Origin of the sequence: Marivivens sp. LCG002 (assembly GCF_030264275.1) — a bacterium.
Lineage (GTDB): Bacteria > Pseudomonadota > Alphaproteobacteria > Rhodobacterales > Rhodobacteraceae > Marivivens.
The window spans coordinates 2,738,926-2,754,911 of the sequence record NZ_CP127165.1; the positions used below are offsets into that span (position 1 = coordinate 2,738,926).

Sequence of the window (15,986 nt, forward strand, 5' to 3'; positions counted from 1 at the left end):
AGGTTCCAGTGATGGGGTCACTGAACTCCTAGTGGTTCGGCAAACGGGTGCGACCCGCCCACTCCTCCACATATCCGAATTGACGAAGACAATCTGGCGCGTATCCGCGACGATCCCGATGCTCCCCCTGAACGCGCACGGCGCAAACTTCGGGAAGCCGATCCGCCCGCGAGAAGTTGCGGGTCAAACAGCGCTGACCGTAAATCTCGGTCACACCATGACGACCGGGAATCTGGACACGGCATTGCGAAGGCAAAGGCTCCACCCGATTGCCGCGAATACGGTCCTGATCGCGCTCATTCGGTCGCGGTTCCGCAACAACAGGAGCAGGTTGGCGCGAGGTCGCATCGATGGCCGCGCCGATAATCGCAACAGCGGCAAGCCCGACGATAAATTTGCCGATGTCGTTATTCTGTGCGGCAGAGGCAGAATGCGGGACGACAAGCGAAAGAGCAGTAATCCCTGCGGTCAATGTCTTGAACATGTCTTGGTCCTTTCCAACTGGGCGCCGACCGGAATGCCCGACGCGATGGAAAGACGTTGCCGCCACTCGGCTCTGCCATTCAAAAACGTCGGCAGGCTAAGTGATAACAACACGGATTTAAGGATCGGTTATTGAATAACAGACAACTTTAACGGCATGCTGATTTCATCATGAAACACACGATGCCCCTCACACTTCTTTTGATCTGCACAGGCACATTGGCGAATGCCGCCTGCTATGCCGATTACAAAGCCAAACAGGATGATCCCCTGCGGCTCCAGTATGGCGTTGCGCAGATCTCGGGCGAAGACTGCTCGGTCGAAATGGCCGAAGCCGAACTCTCCCCCAAACTCGCCGCAGACGGCTGGACGTTGCTGAACGTTCTGGGCGTTTTTGATGATTCAGGTCTTGAGGAAAGGAAAGAGAGTGCCGGAGACAACTACCTCCGCTATTGAGGCGCGTCAGACAGGCACCCGCGTGGTGACTTTCGGTATTGCCGCAATCGTCGCAATTCTTCTTGCTGCGGCGATCGCGCTGTTCCTCAATCTTCCCGATGCGAACGCCTTTAACGAGCGCGTCGAACAGCTTTTTGTGGCCAACGACGATCTGACAACTCAGGCCGAACTCAAACTTCTTGAAATCCTTGCCCAATCGGGAACGGCCTTTTCGGACACTCTGTCGTCCTATCGTTTCGTGATCTTTGTTCTGCTGGTCTTTTCAACCGCGCTCCTGATCGCAGCGGTGAGCTTCCTTGTGATGCTGGTCCTCCTCAACCGCCGCATGGGCCAGATCGAGCGCAAAGGGATCGAGGTCAACTCGCTCCTTATCAGCCGTGACCAAAAGACCGTCTATCTCAACAATTTCGAGTTCAAGCTGACCGACGCCGCGATCGAAACGCTCAGCGTTCTGGCAGAAGCACGCATGGACGACGAAGTGCTCTCGGGCGCGGAAATCGAAGGTGTCATCTCGGGCCGCGACGCCTCTGATTGCGACGAAGCCGCAGGCGCCACCCGCATCAAACGTCTACGCGATTCCCTCGGCAACCAGATGATCAGCGAACTTCTGGTCAAGAACATCGCCCGCAAAGGCTATATGCTCGCCATCGACAAGAACGTGATCCGCATGGTGTGAGTGGTGATCCCGACTGGATTCGAACCAGTAACCTGCCCCTTAGGAGGGGGCTGCTCTATCCAATTGAGCCACGGGACCGACCGCCTCCTAATTGCCTTTGTTTCGGAACCGCGTCAACGCCCTGCACCAAGACACTTGGACTTCTGTCGAAACTATGGGTAACTAGGACAATTCATAAGTTTCGGGACTACAAACGTGAAACAACCGACCAAGCGCCCGCTTACCCTTCGTGATGTATCAGAAGCTTCTGGCGTAAGTGAAATGACCGTCAGCCGCGTTCTGCGCAACAAAGGCGACGTGAGTGAAGCCACCCGTAAAAAGGTTCAGGATGCGGCCAAGCGGCTTGGTTATGTTCCCAACAAGATCGCGGGGGCCCTTGCGTCCCAGCGTGTGAACCTCGTCGCGGTGATCATCCCCTCGCTCGGCAACATGGTCTTCCCCGAAGTCCTTGCCGGTATTTCCGAGAAGCTCGCGAACACCGATCTCCAGCCTGTTGTCGGCGTGACCGATTACCTCCCCGAAAACGAGGAAAAGGTTCTCTTCGAGATGCTGTCATGGCGTCCTTCGGGCGTGATCATCGCAGGTCTCGAACATTCCGAGGCCTCTCGCGCCATGCTCGAACAGGCGGGCTGCCCCGTGGTCGAGATCATGGATGTGGACGGCGAGCCCGTAGACAGCGCCGTAGGCATCAGCCACCGCCGCGCTGGCCGCAAAATGGCCGAAGAGATCATCGCGCAAGGCTACAAGAAAATCGGCTTCCTCGGCACCAAGATGCCGCTCGACCACCGCGCCCGTAAACGGTTCGAAGGCTTTACCCGCACGCTGGCCAAAGCGGGAATCGAGATCGCGGATCAGGAATTCTATCTCGGCGGCTCGGCTCTGGCCAAAGGGCGCGAGATGACCGAAAACATCCTGACCCGTAACCCCGACATCGATTTTCTCTACTATTCCAACGACATGATCGGTGCGGGCGGGCTACTCTATCTTCTTGAGAAGGGCATCGATATCCCGAACAAGATCGGTCTTGCGGGCTTTAACGGCGTCGAGCTTCTCGACGGTCTGCCGCGCCAACTTGCCACGATGGACGCGTGCCGCCGCGAAGTCGGCGAAAAGGCCGCCGAGTTGATCATCGCGCGTCAATCCGATCCCGAAGGCGAAGGCGCAACAATCGAGCTGACACCCAAGCTCGAAGCAGGCGACACGCTCAAGCGCTCTTAACGCCCCACGAGCCCCAACTCTTCGAGTGCCCTGTTCACCGCAATACGGAAAAACCGCTGCGGTGGGCTCGGATCTTCGTCGGGCCGCGCCATGAGCCCCACAGGCCCACGCGTCAAAGCGGTATCGATGGGGAGCCGCACAAGCCGCCCTTCGGCCAGTTCATTCGCGACGACCCCCGCCGAGATGATCCAGACCGCATCCGAATTGCGCACATAGACCCGCCCGAAAGCCCCCGACACGGTTTCGATCCTGCGCGGAAGATCCCCTATCCCGTTTGCGATGAGGAACCGCTCGACCAGCGGCAAAATCGCCGAACCGGGCGAGGGATACACCACAGGCCATTCCGCAATCCGCTCGAGCCTCGGGTCGTTTAGGATCGGATGACCGGGGCGGACCACGAATTCGACATGTTCGTTGTAAAGTTGGGTGAAACTGAGTTGCTGCATGGTTTCGGGTGCACCCAGACGCCCGATCACCAGATCAAGAGCGCCCTGACGTAATCTGTCGACCAGATAGGCATGCGGCCCGTCCGAGACTCGGAGAACGACATCGGGGGCAACCTCTGCCATTTCGCGCACCACAGACGGCAAAAGCCACGCTGCCACACTCGGGAGTGCCCCGACGGTCAAGGTCTGTCCGCCCGTGGCGCTCACCTGTCCGACACCGTCGATCCCCTGTTGCAACGCACCGACGCTCATCTCGGCGAACTGGAGAAACACGTCTCCCTCGCGGGTGAGCGTCACCCCTGCACGGCTCCGGTTCAAAAGCTGCGCGCCCAAGATGTCCTCAAGCTCTTTGAGCGTTTTGGAAATGGCAGGCTGGGTCAGGAAAAGCCGATCCGCCGCCCGCTTGAGGCTCCTGTGACGCGCGATTTCAACAAAGCACTGCACATGGCGAAACTTGATACGGCGGTCGATCATTACTTGCCTATTTTGATAACTATACAGCAAATATCCTCATTTTACTTTCCCTTTGCAATCATTGATCATCCCCTCAGCGAACAGGAGAGCACCGATGACCACGCGATATGACACCGGAATGAAAAAGCGCCGACAGGTGCTCGGCGATGCGCATGTCGACCGCGCCGAAGCGAACAAGACCGACTTTGATACCGCCTTCCAGTCTCTCATCACCGAATCCGCTTGGGGCACCGTTTGGGCCAGCGACAAGATCACGATGCGCGAGCGCTCGATGATCACACTCGCGCTTTTGGCCGCGACGGGGAACTTCGAGGAAATCCCGATGCACATCCGTGCGACCGCCAACACAGGCGCGAGCAAAGACGACGTTCTGGAGGCATTCCAGCACGTCGCCATTTACGCGGGCGTTCCAAAAGCCAATCATGCCATCAAGCTGGCCAAACAAACCTATGCCGAAATGGAACAGGGCTAAGGCCCGTCCAAAGGAGGAGACCACATGAGCCAAGGATATTATCCCCGCGATCTGGACTGGCATCCGGACGCCTATACCCCGCAATACAAGACGTCGATCCTGCGGTCGCCGCAAAAGGCCCGCATCGGGCTCGAAGGCACGATCACCGAGAACACAGGCCCCGTCTTCGGCCACAATATGCTTGGCGAATTCGACAACAACCTGATCATCAACTACGCCCAGCCCGGCGAAAGCGCGCAGGGCGAACGCATCATGGTGCACGGCTATCTCCTTGACGAAGAGGCTCGCCCCGTGCGCGGCGCCCTGATTGAGTTCTGGCAGGCCAACGCTGGCGGTCGCTATCGCCACAAGAAGGACCAATACCTTGCCCCGCTCGACCCGAACTTCGGAGGCTGCGGGCGGACAATCTCGGGTGATGACGGATATTTCCAATTCTTCACCATCAAGCCCGGTCCCTACCCTTGGCCCAATGGCGTGAACGACTGGCGACCCGCCCATATCCACTTCTCGGTTTTCGGGGCTGCCTTTGCCCAGCGCCTCATCACCCAGATGTATTTCGAGGGCGACCCCCATATCGCCATCTGCCCGATCGTGAACACGATCAAAGACCCCGATGCCATCGACCGTCTCACGGCGCGTCTCGATATGCACAACACCCGCCCGATGGACATGCGGGCTTATCGTTGGGACATTGTGCTGCGCGGCAAACGCTCGGTGAAATTCGACAACCGTCTGGAGGGGAACTGATGCCCTACGCTCCCAAACTCAAAGAAAGCGCCTCGCAGACCGCAGGCCCCTATGTCCACATCGGCTGCGTTCCGACCTTTGCGGGTCTGGAGGGCATGTATGGCGGCAACGATCTGGGCAAAACCATGATCACGGGCGCAGCACAGGGCGAAAGGATCACCATCCAAGGCACCGTCTTTGATGGCGCAGGCAACCCGCTCAAGGACGCCATGCTCGAAATCTGGCAGGCGGACGCGAACGGTATCTACAACTCGCCCGAGGACGGTCGCCCTTGCGATCCGCATTTCACAGGATGGGGCCGCCAGCCCGCAGACGGTGAAACGGGCGAATACCGTTTCGAGACGATCAAACCGGGGGTAACGCTCTTTCGCGACGGCAAAACGCCCCAAGCGCCGCATATCCACGTTTGGGTGGTGGCGCGCGGGATCAACCTTGGCCTGAATACGCGTATCTATTTCGAGGACGAGGCCGAAGCGAACGCCAAGGACCCCGTCCTAAGCCGGATCGAGGCGCAGAACCGCGTTCAAACCCTCATCGCCAAGAAATCGGGAAGCGCCTACCGCTTCGACATCTACCTTCAGGGTGACAACGAAACGGTCTTCTTCGATGTCTGATATGTCCGGCAAACCTTGCATTCTGTGCTGTGCGATCACGGGCTCCGTGCCGACCAAAGCGAACAACCCCGCCCTGCCCATCACGGTCAGCGAACAGGTTGAAAGCGCGCAAGAAGCGGTCGAAGCGGGCGCTTCCATCATCCACGCCCATGTGCGCAACGATGATGAAACGCCCTCCTCCGATCCGGAAAAGTTCGCAAGGCTGCTGGAAGGCCTTAAAAAGCACGTTCCCGAAGCGATTATCCAATTCTCCACTGGCGGTCGGTCGGGCGCAGGCAAAACCCGTGGCGGGATGCTGTCGTTGTGTCCCGACATGGCATCACTTTCCGTCGGGTCCAACAACTTCCCGACCCGCGTCTACGAGAATCCGCCCGATCTCGTGGACTGGCTCGCTTCGGAAATGCGCACCTACGAAGTGACCCCCGAAGTCGAAGCCTTTGACCTCGGCCACATCCTCCAAGCGATCAAGATGCACGCCGAGGGCAAACTCTTCGGCAAGCTCTACGTCCAATTCGTGATGGGCGTGAAAAACGCAATGCCCGCCGACAAAGAGGTCTTTGACTTCTACGTCGAAACAATGAAACGCCGTGCGCCCGATGCGGCGTGGTGCGCGGCGGGAATCGGGGCAAACCAGCTGACGGTCAACGAATGGGCCATCGCAGCGGGCGGCCACACCCGCGCAGGGCTCGAGGATAACGTGCGGCTCGACCGCGACACCCTCGCACCGTCGAATGCCGCGCTGATCAAACGGGCTGCCGACCTCTGCGACAAATACGGACGACCCGTCGCGACACCTTCTCAGGCCCGCGAGATCCTGGGCCTACGTCCCGCGTCCTGATCAAACAAGCACACCGAAGAATCACGCGCCCGCCGAGCCCCTCGCGCGGGCGCTTTCCGTTTCCACAGCCGATTCGAAGCGGATCGGCGTAAACCCAAGGCATGAAAACAAAAAAGGCGTCTCGAAAGACGCCTTTTTGTGTAAGTGGTGAGCCGTGCAGGATTCGAACCTGCGACCCACTGATTAAAAGTCAGTTGCTCTACCAACTGAGCTAACGGCCCACTGTGGGGCGGCTTCTAGAAATAGTTCGGGGTAGGGTCAACCCGTAAATCGCGTATCTGGAATAAATATTTTCCTCGGCGTATATGAACCTCATGCGGACAGACCAGAACACCCCCCTGCCGTTCATGAAAATGCACGGCCTTGGTAACGATTTTGTCGTTATCGACGAACGCGACACGGGCCCCCTCGTGGACGCGGCGCTTGCCATTGCCATTGCCGACCGCCATCGCGGTGTCGGCTTTGATCAGCTTGCCACACTTTCGAATCGCGCAGGGTCGGATGTGCACCTGACCTTCTGGAACTCCGACGGCAGCCAGAGCGCCGCTTGCGGCAACGCCACGCGCTGTATCGCCCGCCACATCATGGACCAAACGGGCAAGACCGAGCTGACCATCACCACCGACCGCGGCACGCTCTATGCCCGTGACGCAGGCGACGGCCTCACCTCGGTGAACATGGGCCAGCCCCAGCTTCTCTGGCACGAGATTCCCCTTGCTCGCGAAATGGACACGCTCGAGCTTCCGATCGACGGGGCGCCGACCGCAACGGGCATGGGCAACCCCCACTGCACCTTTTTCGTCGAGAACGCCGAGGCGGTAGACATCTGCGCCTTTGGCCCGACGATCGAGCATCACCCGCTCTACCCCCAGCGCACCAATGTTCAGGTGGCAAGCCTTGTCGGCCCCGATCACCTTCGGATGCGCGTCTGGGAGCGCGGCGCGGGCCTGACCCTTGCCTCTGGTTCCTCGTCCTGCGCCACCGCCGTGGCTGCCGCCCGTCGCGGTCTCACGGGGCGCAAGGTGCGCATCGATCTTGACGGCGGCACGCTCCATGTCGACTGGCGCGAAGACGGCGTCTGGATGACAGGCCCCACCGCCCATGTCTTCGACGGGGTATGGCGCGGATGACGGCTCCCCTGTTCACCACCCTCGGCTGTCGTCTCAACGCCTACGAGACCGAAGCCATGAAGGACCTCGCCGCCAAGGCAGGGGTCGAGAACGCCGTGGTCGTGAACACCTGCGCCGTGACCTCCGAAGCCGTGCGCAAAGCCCGCCAAGAGATTCGCAAACTCCGCCGCGACAACCCGAACGCCAAGATCATCGTGACGGGCTGCGCTGCCCAGACCGAACCCGAAACCTTTGCCGCTATGACCGAAGTCGATCTCGTCATCGGCAACACCGAAAAGATGAAGCCCGAGACCTGGGCCAACATGGCCCCCGATCTCATCGGCAAGACCGAGGCCGTGCAGGTCGACGACATCATGTCCGTCACCGAAACCGCAGGGCATCTCATCGACGGTTTCGGCACCCGAAGCCGCGCCTATGTGCAGGTCCAGAACGGCTGCGATCACCGCTGCACGTTCTGCATCATCCCCTATGGTCGCGGCAATTCCCGCTCTGTGCCTGCGGGCGTGGTGGTCGACCAGATCAAACGCCTCGTGGACAAGGGCTTTAACGAAGTTGTCCTGACGGGCGTCGATCTTACCTCTTGGGGTGCCGATCTTCCTGCCGCGCCCAAGCTGGGCGATCTCGTCATGCGCATCCTCAAGCTGGTGCCCGACCTGCCCCGCTTGCGGATTTCCTCCATCGATTCCATCGAAGTGGACGAGAACCTGATGCAGGCCATCGCGACCGAGCCGCGCCTCATGCCGCATCTGCACCTCTCGCTCCAGCACGGGGACGACATGATTCTCAAGCGGATGAAGCGCCGCCACCTGCGCGATGACGCCATCCGTTTCGCAGAAGAAGCCAAGCGCCTGCGTCCCGATATGACCTTTGGCGCCGACATCATCGCGGGCTTTCCGACCGAAACCGAGGCGATGTTCGAAAACTCGCTGAAACTCGTGACCGAATGCGATCTGACGTGGCTCCACGTTTTCCCCTATTCCCCGCGTCCCGGAACCCCCGCCGCGCGGATGCCCCAAGTGAACGGCAAGGCGATCAAGGACCGTGCCGCCCGTCTGCGCGAGGTCGGAGAGACTCAGGTCCGCCGTCACCTTGAGGCGCAGATCGGCAAGACCCATCACATCCTAATGGAAAACGAGCATATGGGCCGCACCGAGCAATTCACCGAAGTGCTTTTCGATACCCCCCAAATCGAAAGCGCCATCGTCACCGCGAAAATCATCGGCGTGACCGAAACCCAGCTCAACGCCTCTCCCCTCTGACAAGAGCCTTGCAACGGGGAGCAGAGGCTCCATACTTCGCCCGAACGCAGTCGGAGACCCAAATGCAGCTCATCTCGTCGCCCATTTCCCCCTTTGTCCGCAAAGTCCGCACTCTGATCGAGGAAGCAGGCAAAACCGACGCCGTTCAGGAATTGGTCGTCGCCACAACTGCGCTCGAGACAGACCCCCAAGCCAAGGCCGCGAACCCGCTGGGCAAAATCCCCGCGCTGATCCGCGCCGACGGCCCGACGCTCTATGACAGCCGCGTCATCACCCGCTATCTAAGCGATATCTGGGACCTTGATCTCTATCCACAGTCGCGCCTCTACGAAACGCTGACCCTCGAGGCGACCGCCGACGGGATCATGGAATCCTGCGTCCTCGTCGTCTACGAATCGCGCCTGCGCCCCGAAGAGCTCCGCTTCAAACCTTGGACCGATGCGCAGCTCGCCAAGGCGCTCAATGGTCTCGCTGCGATCGAGAACCGCTGGATGAGCCACCTGAACGGCCCGCTGGATATGGCCCAGCTCGCCGTCTGCATCGCCATCGACTATCTCGAATTCCGCCTGCCCGAGGTCGCTTGGCGCGCCGATTGCCCCGCGCTTTCCGCGTGGCACAATGCCTTCAAAGAGCGCCCCTCGCTGGTGGCAACCCGTCCCGCCTAGTCGAGATACGTCCAAGTCTCCGCGCCATCAAAGTGCCTCACCCCGAGTTTCAAAAGATCCTCGGGAGAGGCATTGCGCATATTCGCGGCGATGCGGTCGGGATATTCGGCGGAACGGCTTTCCCAATGGGTGACACAGCCGCAACCGCGACACCGCACGAAAGCGAGCCCCTTCTCGCCCCAAGCATATTCCTCAAGACCGCCCGGAGGTGCAGCGACCTTGATCGTCTCGAGGGTGCCATAGGACCAAAGTGCCCCATAGCGACGACAAATCGAACAATTGCAGGATGTAACGGTCTCGGACGGCTCTAAAAGCGTGATTCTGACCGCACCGCAGTGACATTCGACTTCCATCATGGCCCCGACTCCCCTGTTATTCCGACTTTATAGCACCCTGCGCCCGATTGTCCGCTGGACGTAAAGCCATTTGGTAGCTAAACAGCGCCCGAATGGTCAGCGGGAAACCGCTGGCTGTCCTATTCGTATGGGCTATTTTGGCCCGGAAAATTCGGAGATGCACCCCGTGTCACAAGCAGAAGAACACCAGGGCACCCGCCGCGACTTCATTTACTACGCCACCGCAGGTGCTGGCGCAGTAGTGACCGGCGCCGCTGTCTGGCCGCTCGTCAACCAGATGAACCCTTCCGCCGACGTTCAGGCTTTGGCCTCGATCCGCGTCGACGTGAGCAGTGTCGAACCCGGCACGCAGCTGACCGTGCTCTGGCAGGGCAAGCCGGTGTTCATCCGCGCCCGTACTGAGGACGAAATCGCAGCCGCTCGCGCCGTATCGGTCAGCGACCTGCCCGACCAGAACGCCGAAAACGCCAACGCCGCAGCCGGCGCTGACGCATCGGACGAAAACCGCGCCCTGTCGGAAGACGGCGTCTGGCTCGTCCAGATGGGCGTTTGCACCCACCTCGGTTGCGTTCCGCTCGGCGAATCGGGCGACTTCGGCGGGTGGTATTGCCCCTGCCACGGCTCGCACTACGACACCTCGGGCCGTATCCGCAAAGGGCCCGCGCCGCGCAACCTTCCTGTTCCCGTCGCCGCCTTCGTCGACGAAACGACGATCCAACTCGGTTAAGGAGAGCCTGAATGTCCGGTATTCCTCACGACCATTATGAACCGAAGACCAAAGGCGAAAAGTGGGTCCACTCGCGCCTTCCGATCATCGGTCTCATCTATGACACCCTGATGATCCCCACCCCCAAGAACCTCAACTGGATGTGGATCTGGGGCATCGTTCTGGCCTTCACTCTCGGCCTTCAGATCATCACGGGCGTTGTCCTTGTGATGCACTACACCCCGCACGTCGATATGGCCTTCGCGTCGATCGAACACATCATGCGTGACGTGAACGGCGGCCACATGATCCGTTACTTCCACATGAACGGCGCATCGCTGTTCTTTGTGGCTGTTTATGCGCACATCTTCCGCGGCCTCTACTACGGTTCGTACAAGGCGCCCCGCGAAATCACCTGGATCATCGGCATGCTGATGTATCTCGTGATGATGGGCACCGCGTTCATGGGCTATGTTCTGCCTTGGGGTCAGATGTCGTTCCACGGCACCGCGGTTATCACCGGTCTCTTCGGCGCGATCCCGTTCATCGGTGAATCGATCCAGACCTGGCTCCTCGGCGCTTCGGCCGTTGGTCAGCCCGCTCTGAACCGCTTCTTCTCGCTGCACTACCTCCTGCCCTTTATCCTTGCAGGTCTGACCATCGTGCACATCTGGGCCTTCCACTCGACGGGTAACAACAACCCGACCGGTGTAGAAGTCCGCCGCACCTCGAAAGAAGACGCCAAGAAAGACACCCTGCCCTTCTGGCCCTACTTCGTGATCAAGGACCTCTTCGCTCTCGCAGTGATCCTCGTTGTCTTCGTTGCCATCGTCGGCTTCATGCCGAACTACCTCGGCCACCCCGACAACTACATCAAGGCGAACGCGCTCGCGACTCCGGCTCACATCGTTCCCGAATGGTACTTCCTGCCGTTCTACGCGATCCTTCGTGCGTTCACCGCCGATGTTTGGGCTGTTCAGTTCGTGAACTGGATCTCCTTCGGCATCATCGACGCGAAGTTCTTCGGCGTTCTGGCGATGTTCGGCGCGATCGCAGTTATGGCGCTGGCTCCGTGGCTTGACACCTCTTCCGTCCGTTCGGGCCGCTTCCGTCCGATGTTCAAGTGGTGGTTCGCGCTTCTCGCAGTGGACTTCATGGTCCTCATGTGGGTCGGCGCCCAGTCCACGACCTTCCCCTATGACTGGATTTCGCTCATCGCCGCGACCTACTGGTTTGCTTATTTCCTCGTCATCCTCCCGCTTCTGGGTGTGATCGAGAAGCCGACCAAAGCTCCGGCAACGATCGAAGAAGACTTCAACGCCCATTACGGCAAATCGTCCGGCAATCCGGCCGAGTGAGAAAGGACAAGAAACTGATGTTCCGTAAACTCACCATCACTGCTGCTGTCGCTCTGGGCCTCTCCACCGGTGCGGCCTTCGCAGCGGGCGGCGAATCCCACGTCGAGGACTTCGCTTTCTCGTTCGAAGGTCCCTTCGGCAGCTACGACCAGAACCAGCTTCAGCGCGGTCTGAAAATCTACACCGAGGTTTGCTCGGCATGCCACGGCCTCGAGTTCGTTGCATTCCGCACCCTCGGTGACGAAGGCGGACCCCACTACTCCGAAGATCAGGTGCGTGCATACGCCTCGAACTTCGAAGTTTGGGACCCCTCCCTCGCAGAAGGCGAAGGCGACTTCCGTCCGGCCACTCCGGCCGACAAGTTCCCTGGCTCCGCGCTCTCGAACGCGCCCGACCTTTCGCTGATGGCAAAGGCCCGCGCTGGCTTCCACGGCCCCTACGGTCTTGGTCTGAACCAGCTCATCAAGGGCATGGGCGGCGCTGAGTATATCGCTTCGCTGCTCCACGGCTACGAAGAAGCGCCCTCCTGTGCGCCCGAGGATTTCGACGGCTACTACAACACGGTCTTTACGGCTGGCGGCTATCCCGACGCCTGTAAGGACGAGAATGGCAACCACCTCTATCCGGGTTCCTGGATCGCGATGGCTCCGCCGCTCGTCGGTGAAGACGTCGAGTTCGACGACGGCCACTCGAACGAACTGCACCACGAAGTTCAGGACGTTGCTGCATTCCTGATGTGGGCCGCAGAACCCAAGCTCGTTCAGCGTAAAGACGCTGGCCTGACCGGTGTGATCTTCCTCACCATCCTGTCGGTCCTTCTTTACCTGACCAACAAGCGCCTCTGGGCACCGCACAAGAACGGTCGCAAAGAGGACTAAGTCCGAATAAAAAGGCCCGCCAATCGGCGGGCCTTTTCTTTAGTGGCCGAGATATTCTCTCAACGCATCCGTCGGCACCTCGAAGAGATCGCGCGTCGGCACGGGCTGTGTCGCTTCCCCCCGCATCACCACGATCACCTGATCCGCAACCCGCTTGGCGTCCTCGGGATCATGCGTCACCATCAGGATCGTGCGCCCCGCAAGCCGCTCTTTGACAAGATCGAGCATCTCGATCCGCAAAGCAGGCCCAAGCGCCGAAAACGGCTCATCCAAGAGCACAACGTCCTTGTCCTGAAGCAGCACCCGCGCCAGAGCCACGCGGCTCTGCTGTCCGCCCGAGAGCTCCGAGGGCTTCCGCTCCGCCATCCCCTCAAGCCCGACCGAAGCAATCACCTCGCGCACCTGCGCGGCCTCTTGTGCATCAAGCCGACCCGAAGGCCGCAGCCCGAGGGCAATATTCTGGACCACCGTCAGATGCGGAAACAGGTTCCCGTCCTGAAACAGCGAAGCAATCGACCTCTCGCTCGGCGGCAAATCGGTGACATCGCGCCCGCCGATGAAAATCCGCCCCTGATTGACCTGATAAAACCCGCCGATCAGCGAAAGGAGCGACGATTTCCCCGCCCCCGACGGTCCGATCAATGCGGTGATCGCCCCCTCTTTGACCGCAAAATCGGCGGCGAGCCGAAACGGCCCCTGTTCGATCAGCACAGTCTCAAGACGCAGCATCCGAACGCCCTCCTCGGTCAAAAATCCAGAACAAGCCAAGGCTCAGGATCAACAAGAGCAAAGCCGCCCCCGCAGATTGCCCTGTGCGATAGGACCCCATGAGCTGATACATCACAAGCGGAAGCGTCGCCTGCCCATCCGTCGCGAAAAGCGCAATGACCCCGAGGTCCCCCATCGACAAAGCCGCAGTCAGCCCTGCCGCAAACCCCAATGGCCGCCGGATACGCGGCAACACGAGGATGCGCATACGGTTCCACCCGCGCAGCCCCAGCGAATCCGCAAGCCGCCCGTAATCGGCCTCGACCTGCGCAACGGCGGGCTGGATCACGCGGAGCACGAAAGGAAGGCTCATCACCGCATTGAGAAGCGCCGTGACAGCCAGCGCCAGCTTGGGCGGACTGATGAACGGCTGCACAATAAGGAAAAGCCCCGTCCCGAGCACAAGCGAAGACGCAGCCAGCGGCAAAGCCCCGACGAGCGACATCACGCCTCCGCCCCGTATCGCCATCGCCAAGCTGATCGCGATGGCCAGCGCAGTCGAGACCAGAGCCACAGCGACCGACCTCAGCGCCGCTTCGAACACCAGCGGCGGCAGTTCGAACAACGACGGCAAGCCGCGCAGGACGACCATTCCCAAGGGAAGGATCAGAAACAGGAACGCAAGGCCCAGCGCGACGATGTCCACGCCCAAGCCCCCTCGGTCCCAGCGTTGCACCACGCGGTCCAAGCCTGCACCAAGCGCCCTCTCGCCCGACACGCGCCACGCCAGAACCGCCGCCAGCGCGCAAAGCCCGAACTGCACCACAGAAAGCACCGCCGCCTTGCCGAGATCAAAGTCGAAGCGCACCGCCTGATAGATGGCAAGCTCGACCGTCGTCGCCCTCGGCCCGCCCCCCAGCGTCAGCGCCACCGCAAAGGACGTGAGGCACATCACAAAGATCACCACAAACGTGCCGGGGATCACCGCGCGGAGCATCGGGACTTCAAGCACCCGCCAAACAGGCACCCCGAGACTCGCCGCCAGTCGGAACCGCTCCACAGGGATATCGAGCCACCCTTGGAGCAGGAACCGCACTGCCAGCGGAAGATTGAAAAACACATGGGCAAGGATCACACCCCAGAACCCATAGATCGACACCTTGGCAAAGCCCAAAACCGCCAAAGCCTCGTTCAAAAGCCCGTTGCGCCCGAAAACAGCCAAAAGCCCGAGCACAGCCACAATAACAGGGAGGATAAACGGCGCTCCGAGAAGCGTAATCAAGAGGCCCCGTCCGCGAAACTTGCGCCGCGCCAATGCCCGCGCCACAGGGACCGCCAGCACCACGCTAAAGAGCGCGGAAACCAGCGCTTGGACAATCGTAAAGCGGATAGCGGCAAGGTCCGCCGCCCCAAGCGACGCAGGGCCGTTCGCCCCAAGGCCAACGGCAAGCAAAGTGCCTACCACGATGAACAGCACGAGCGCGGCAGCCACCGCGCCCGGCCATCGTGGGAGACTTACTGGGCGAGCGCGGCGCGCCACTCTTCAATCGCTGCGTCTGCGGCCGCTGTCGCCTCGGCGGGGTCAAGCAAAAGAGCCTTTTCGGGGGTGATCAGCGTTTCGAACCCTTCGGGCAAACCCGCATCTAGCTGAACCGCAGGATACATCCAGTTGGTCGTCGGAATGACCGACTGGAACGCATCCGTCACCATGAAAGCAAGGAACGCATCGGCAAGATCGCTCTGATCCGTCGTTGCGACCTTGGCCGCGACTTCGACCTGCATGTAATGCCCCTCGTCAAAGGCCCAAGCGACCTTCGAGGCGTCTTCCTCGGCAATCAGGTGATAGGCGGGCGAGGTGGTATAGGACAGCACCGCATCCGCTTCACCCTCAAGGAAAAGCCCATAAGCCTCGGACCAGCCGGGGGTCACGGTGACGATGTTATCGGCCAGATCCGCCCAAAGCGCCGCCGCCTCGTCGCCATAGGCCGCCTTGACCCACATCACGAGCCCGAGACCGGGGGTCGACGAGCGCGGGTCCTGAATAACGATCTTGAGATCACTCTCGGCCAAAGCGCGCAGCGACGCGGGCGCCTCCGTCTCGGCCCCCGCCACAAAGGCGAAATAGCCCCAGTCGAACGGCACGAACATGCTGTCCGCCCAGTCTACGGGAAGAGCATAATCCGCCTCGACCGCGACATCGGCAAAAAGCCCGCTAGCCGCCGCATCGCCCATCAGGCTGTTATCCAGCCCGAGCACGATATCCGCATCGGTGCCCGCCCCTTCGAGCTTGATCCGCGACAAGAGCGCCGCGCCGTCGCCTGCAGCGACAAATTCCAGATCACAGGCACAGTTCGCCTCGAATGCAGCCTCCACCGCAGGGCCGGGACCCCACTCGGTGTTGAAGCTGTCATAGGTGTAAACGGTGAGCACAGGGGTCTCGGCCATAGCGCCAGTGGCAACAAGGCAAAGTCCCGCGACATGGCTCAGATGTTTGGTCTTCAT

The 15,986-nt window shown here is 60.5% G+C and carries 19 protein-coding genes and 2 tRNA genes; 13 read left to right on the forward strand and 8 right to left on the reverse strand.

Going from position 1 to position 15,986, the window contains the following annotated elements; all coding sequences use genetic code 11:
- Positions 1-28 precede the first annotated feature (28 nt).
- Positions 29-484, reverse strand: coding sequence for a hypothetical protein (locus QQG91_RS13565; protein ID WP_285770750.1), 456 nt, complete (start codon positions 482-484; stop codon positions 29-31).
- A gap of 182 nt (positions 485-666) precedes the next feature.
- Between QQG91_RS13565 and QQG91_RS13570 the strand changes: the two genes are divergently transcribed.
- Entirely contained in the window at positions 667-939 is a 273-nt protein-coding gene (locus QQG91_RS13570) for a hypothetical protein (RefSeq protein WP_502881579.1), read from the forward strand.
- Entirely contained in the window at positions 911-1,615 is a 705-nt protein-coding gene (locus QQG91_RS13575) for a winged helix-turn-helix domain-containing protein (protein WP_285770752.1), read from the forward strand. Before QQG91_RS13570 ends, QQG91_RS13575 begins: the two co-directional genes overlap by 29 nt.
- Before the next feature lies 1 nt (position 1,616).
- On the opposite strand, the gene QQG91_RS13580 is transcribed toward QQG91_RS13575, so the two are convergent.
- A tRNA-Arg gene (locus QQG91_RS13580) sits at positions 1,617-1,693 on the reverse strand.
- A 117-nt stretch (positions 1,694-1,810) separates the two neighbouring features.
- Between QQG91_RS13580 and QQG91_RS13585 the strand changes: the two genes are divergently transcribed.
- Positions 1,811-2,833: a LacI family DNA-binding transcriptional regulator gene (locus QQG91_RS13585; RefSeq protein WP_285770753.1), complete on the forward strand. Its 1,023-nt coding sequence runs from the start codon at positions 1,811-1,813 to the stop codon at positions 2,831-2,833.
- Here the strand turns inward: QQG91_RS13585 and pcaQ are convergent.
- Positions 2,830-3,753, reverse strand: a complete 924-nt coding sequence (gene pcaQ / locus QQG91_RS13590; protein WP_285770754.1) for a pca operon transcription factor PcaQ — start codon at positions 3,751-3,753, stop codon at positions 2,830-2,832. The genes QQG91_RS13585 and pcaQ overlap by 4 nt on opposite strands.
- A 94-nt stretch (positions 3,754-3,847) precedes the next feature.
- Between pcaQ and pcaC the strand changes: the two genes are divergently transcribed.
- Genes pcaC through QQG91_RS13610 form a run of 4 tightly spaced genes read left to right on the forward strand, consistent with a single transcriptional unit; the run spans position 3,848 to position 6,424 of the window.
- Positions 3,848-4,225, forward strand: coding sequence for a 4-carboxymuconolactone decarboxylase (pcaC, locus tag QQG91_RS13595; protein WP_285770755.1), 378 nt, complete (start codon positions 3,848-3,850; stop codon positions 4,223-4,225).
- 24 nt (positions 4,226-4,249) lie between these two features.
- Positions 4,250-4,972, forward strand: a complete 723-nt coding sequence (gene pcaH, locus QQG91_RS13600; RefSeq protein ID WP_285770756.1) for a protocatechuate 3,4-dioxygenase subunit beta — start codon at positions 4,250-4,252, stop codon at positions 4,970-4,972.
- A complete protein-coding gene (pcaG, locus tag QQG91_RS13605; RefSeq protein WP_285770757.1) occupies positions 4,972-5,586 on the forward strand; it encodes a protocatechuate 3,4-dioxygenase subunit alpha in 615 nt (204 codons plus the stop codon). Before pcaH ends, pcaG begins: the two co-directional genes overlap by 1 nt.
- On the forward strand, positions 5,579-6,424 hold the full coding sequence (locus tag QQG91_RS13610; RefSeq protein ID WP_285770758.1) for a 3-oxoadipate:acetyl-CoA acetyltransferase: 846 nt from the start codon (positions 5,579-5,581) through the stop codon (positions 6,422-6,424). The genes pcaG and QQG91_RS13610 overlap by 8 nt, the downstream gene beginning before the upstream one ends.
- A gap of 145 nt (positions 6,425-6,569) precedes the next feature.
- On the opposite strand, the gene QQG91_RS13615 is transcribed toward QQG91_RS13610, so the two are convergent.
- Positions 6,570-6,645: transfer RNA gene (locus QQG91_RS13615), tRNA-Lys, on the reverse strand.
- Positions 6,646-6,738: 93 nt separating this feature from the next.
- On the opposite strand from QQG91_RS13615, the gene dapF reads away from it, so the two are divergent.
- The 3 genes from dapF (at position 6,739) to QQG91_RS13630 (ending at position 9,478) form a co-directional block, all read left to right on the forward strand.
- Complete coding sequence (gene dapF, locus QQG91_RS13620; RefSeq protein ID WP_285770759.1) at positions 6,739-7,554, forward strand: diaminopimelate epimerase; 816 nt, start codon at positions 6,739-6,741, stop codon at positions 7,552-7,554.
- On the forward strand, positions 7,551-8,813 hold the full coding sequence (gene mtaB / locus QQG91_RS13625) for a tRNA (N(6)-L-threonylcarbamoyladenosine(37)-C(2))-methylthiotransferase MtaB (protein WP_285770760.1): 1,263 nt from the start codon (positions 7,551-7,553) through the stop codon (positions 8,811-8,813). Before dapF ends, mtaB begins: the two co-directional genes overlap by 4 nt.
- Positions 8,814-8,875: 62 nt before the next feature.
- The gene (locus QQG91_RS13630) at positions 8,876-9,478 is read left to right on the forward strand and encodes a glutathione S-transferase family protein (RefSeq protein WP_285770761.1); all 603 of its coding nucleotides are present in this window, start codon (positions 8,876-8,878) and stop codon (positions 9,476-9,478) included.
- On the opposite strand, the gene QQG91_RS13635 is transcribed toward QQG91_RS13630, so the two are convergent.
- On the reverse strand, positions 9,475-9,834 hold the full coding sequence (locus QQG91_RS13635) for a GFA family protein (RefSeq protein WP_285770762.1): 360 nt from the start codon (positions 9,832-9,834) through the stop codon (positions 9,475-9,477). The two genes, QQG91_RS13630 and QQG91_RS13635, sit on opposite strands and share 4 nt — an antisense overlap.
- A 166-nt stretch (positions 9,835-10,000) precedes the next feature.
- Between QQG91_RS13635 and petA the strand changes: the two genes are divergently transcribed.
- The 3 genes from petA to QQG91_RS13650 are packed head-to-tail and all read left to right on the forward strand — an operon-like array spanning position 10,001 to position 12,776.
- Positions 10,001-10,561 (forward strand): ubiquinol-cytochrome c reductase iron-sulfur subunit, encoded by a 561-nt coding sequence (gene petA / locus QQG91_RS13640; RefSeq protein ID WP_285770763.1) that lies wholly within the window; start codon positions 10,001-10,003, stop codon positions 10,559-10,561.
- 11 nt (positions 10,562-10,572) lie between these two features.
- On the forward strand, positions 10,573-11,898 hold the full coding sequence (gene petB / locus QQG91_RS13645; protein WP_285770764.1) for a cytochrome b: 1,326 nt from the start codon (positions 10,573-10,575) through the stop codon (positions 11,896-11,898).
- Positions 11,899-11,915: 17 nt separating this feature from the next.
- A complete protein-coding gene (locus QQG91_RS13650; protein WP_285770765.1) occupies positions 11,916-12,776 on the forward strand; it encodes a cytochrome c1 in 861 nt (286 codons plus the stop codon).
- 39 nt (positions 12,777-12,815) lie between these two features.
- Here QQG91_RS13650 and QQG91_RS13655 read toward each other — a convergent pair whose 3' ends face one another.
- From QQG91_RS13655 to thiB, 3 genes are read right to left on the reverse strand one after another with little or no spacing between them, the layout of a single operon-like run.
- Positions 12,816-13,505, reverse strand: a complete 690-nt coding sequence (locus QQG91_RS13655; protein ID WP_285770766.1) for a thiamine ABC transporter ATP-binding protein — start codon at positions 13,503-13,505, stop codon at positions 12,816-12,818.
- Positions 13,492-15,024: a thiamine/thiamine pyrophosphate ABC transporter permease ThiP gene (locus tag QQG91_RS13660; protein ID WP_285770767.1), complete on the reverse strand. Its 1,533-nt coding sequence runs from the start codon at positions 15,022-15,024 to the stop codon at positions 13,492-13,494. Before QQG91_RS13660 ends, QQG91_RS13655 begins: the two co-directional genes overlap by 14 nt.
- Positions 15,000-15,986, reverse strand: coding sequence for a thiamine ABC transporter substrate binding subunit (gene thiB / locus QQG91_RS13665; protein WP_285770768.1), 987 nt, complete (start codon positions 15,984-15,986; stop codon positions 15,000-15,002). The genes QQG91_RS13660 and thiB overlap by 25 nt, the downstream gene beginning before the upstream one ends.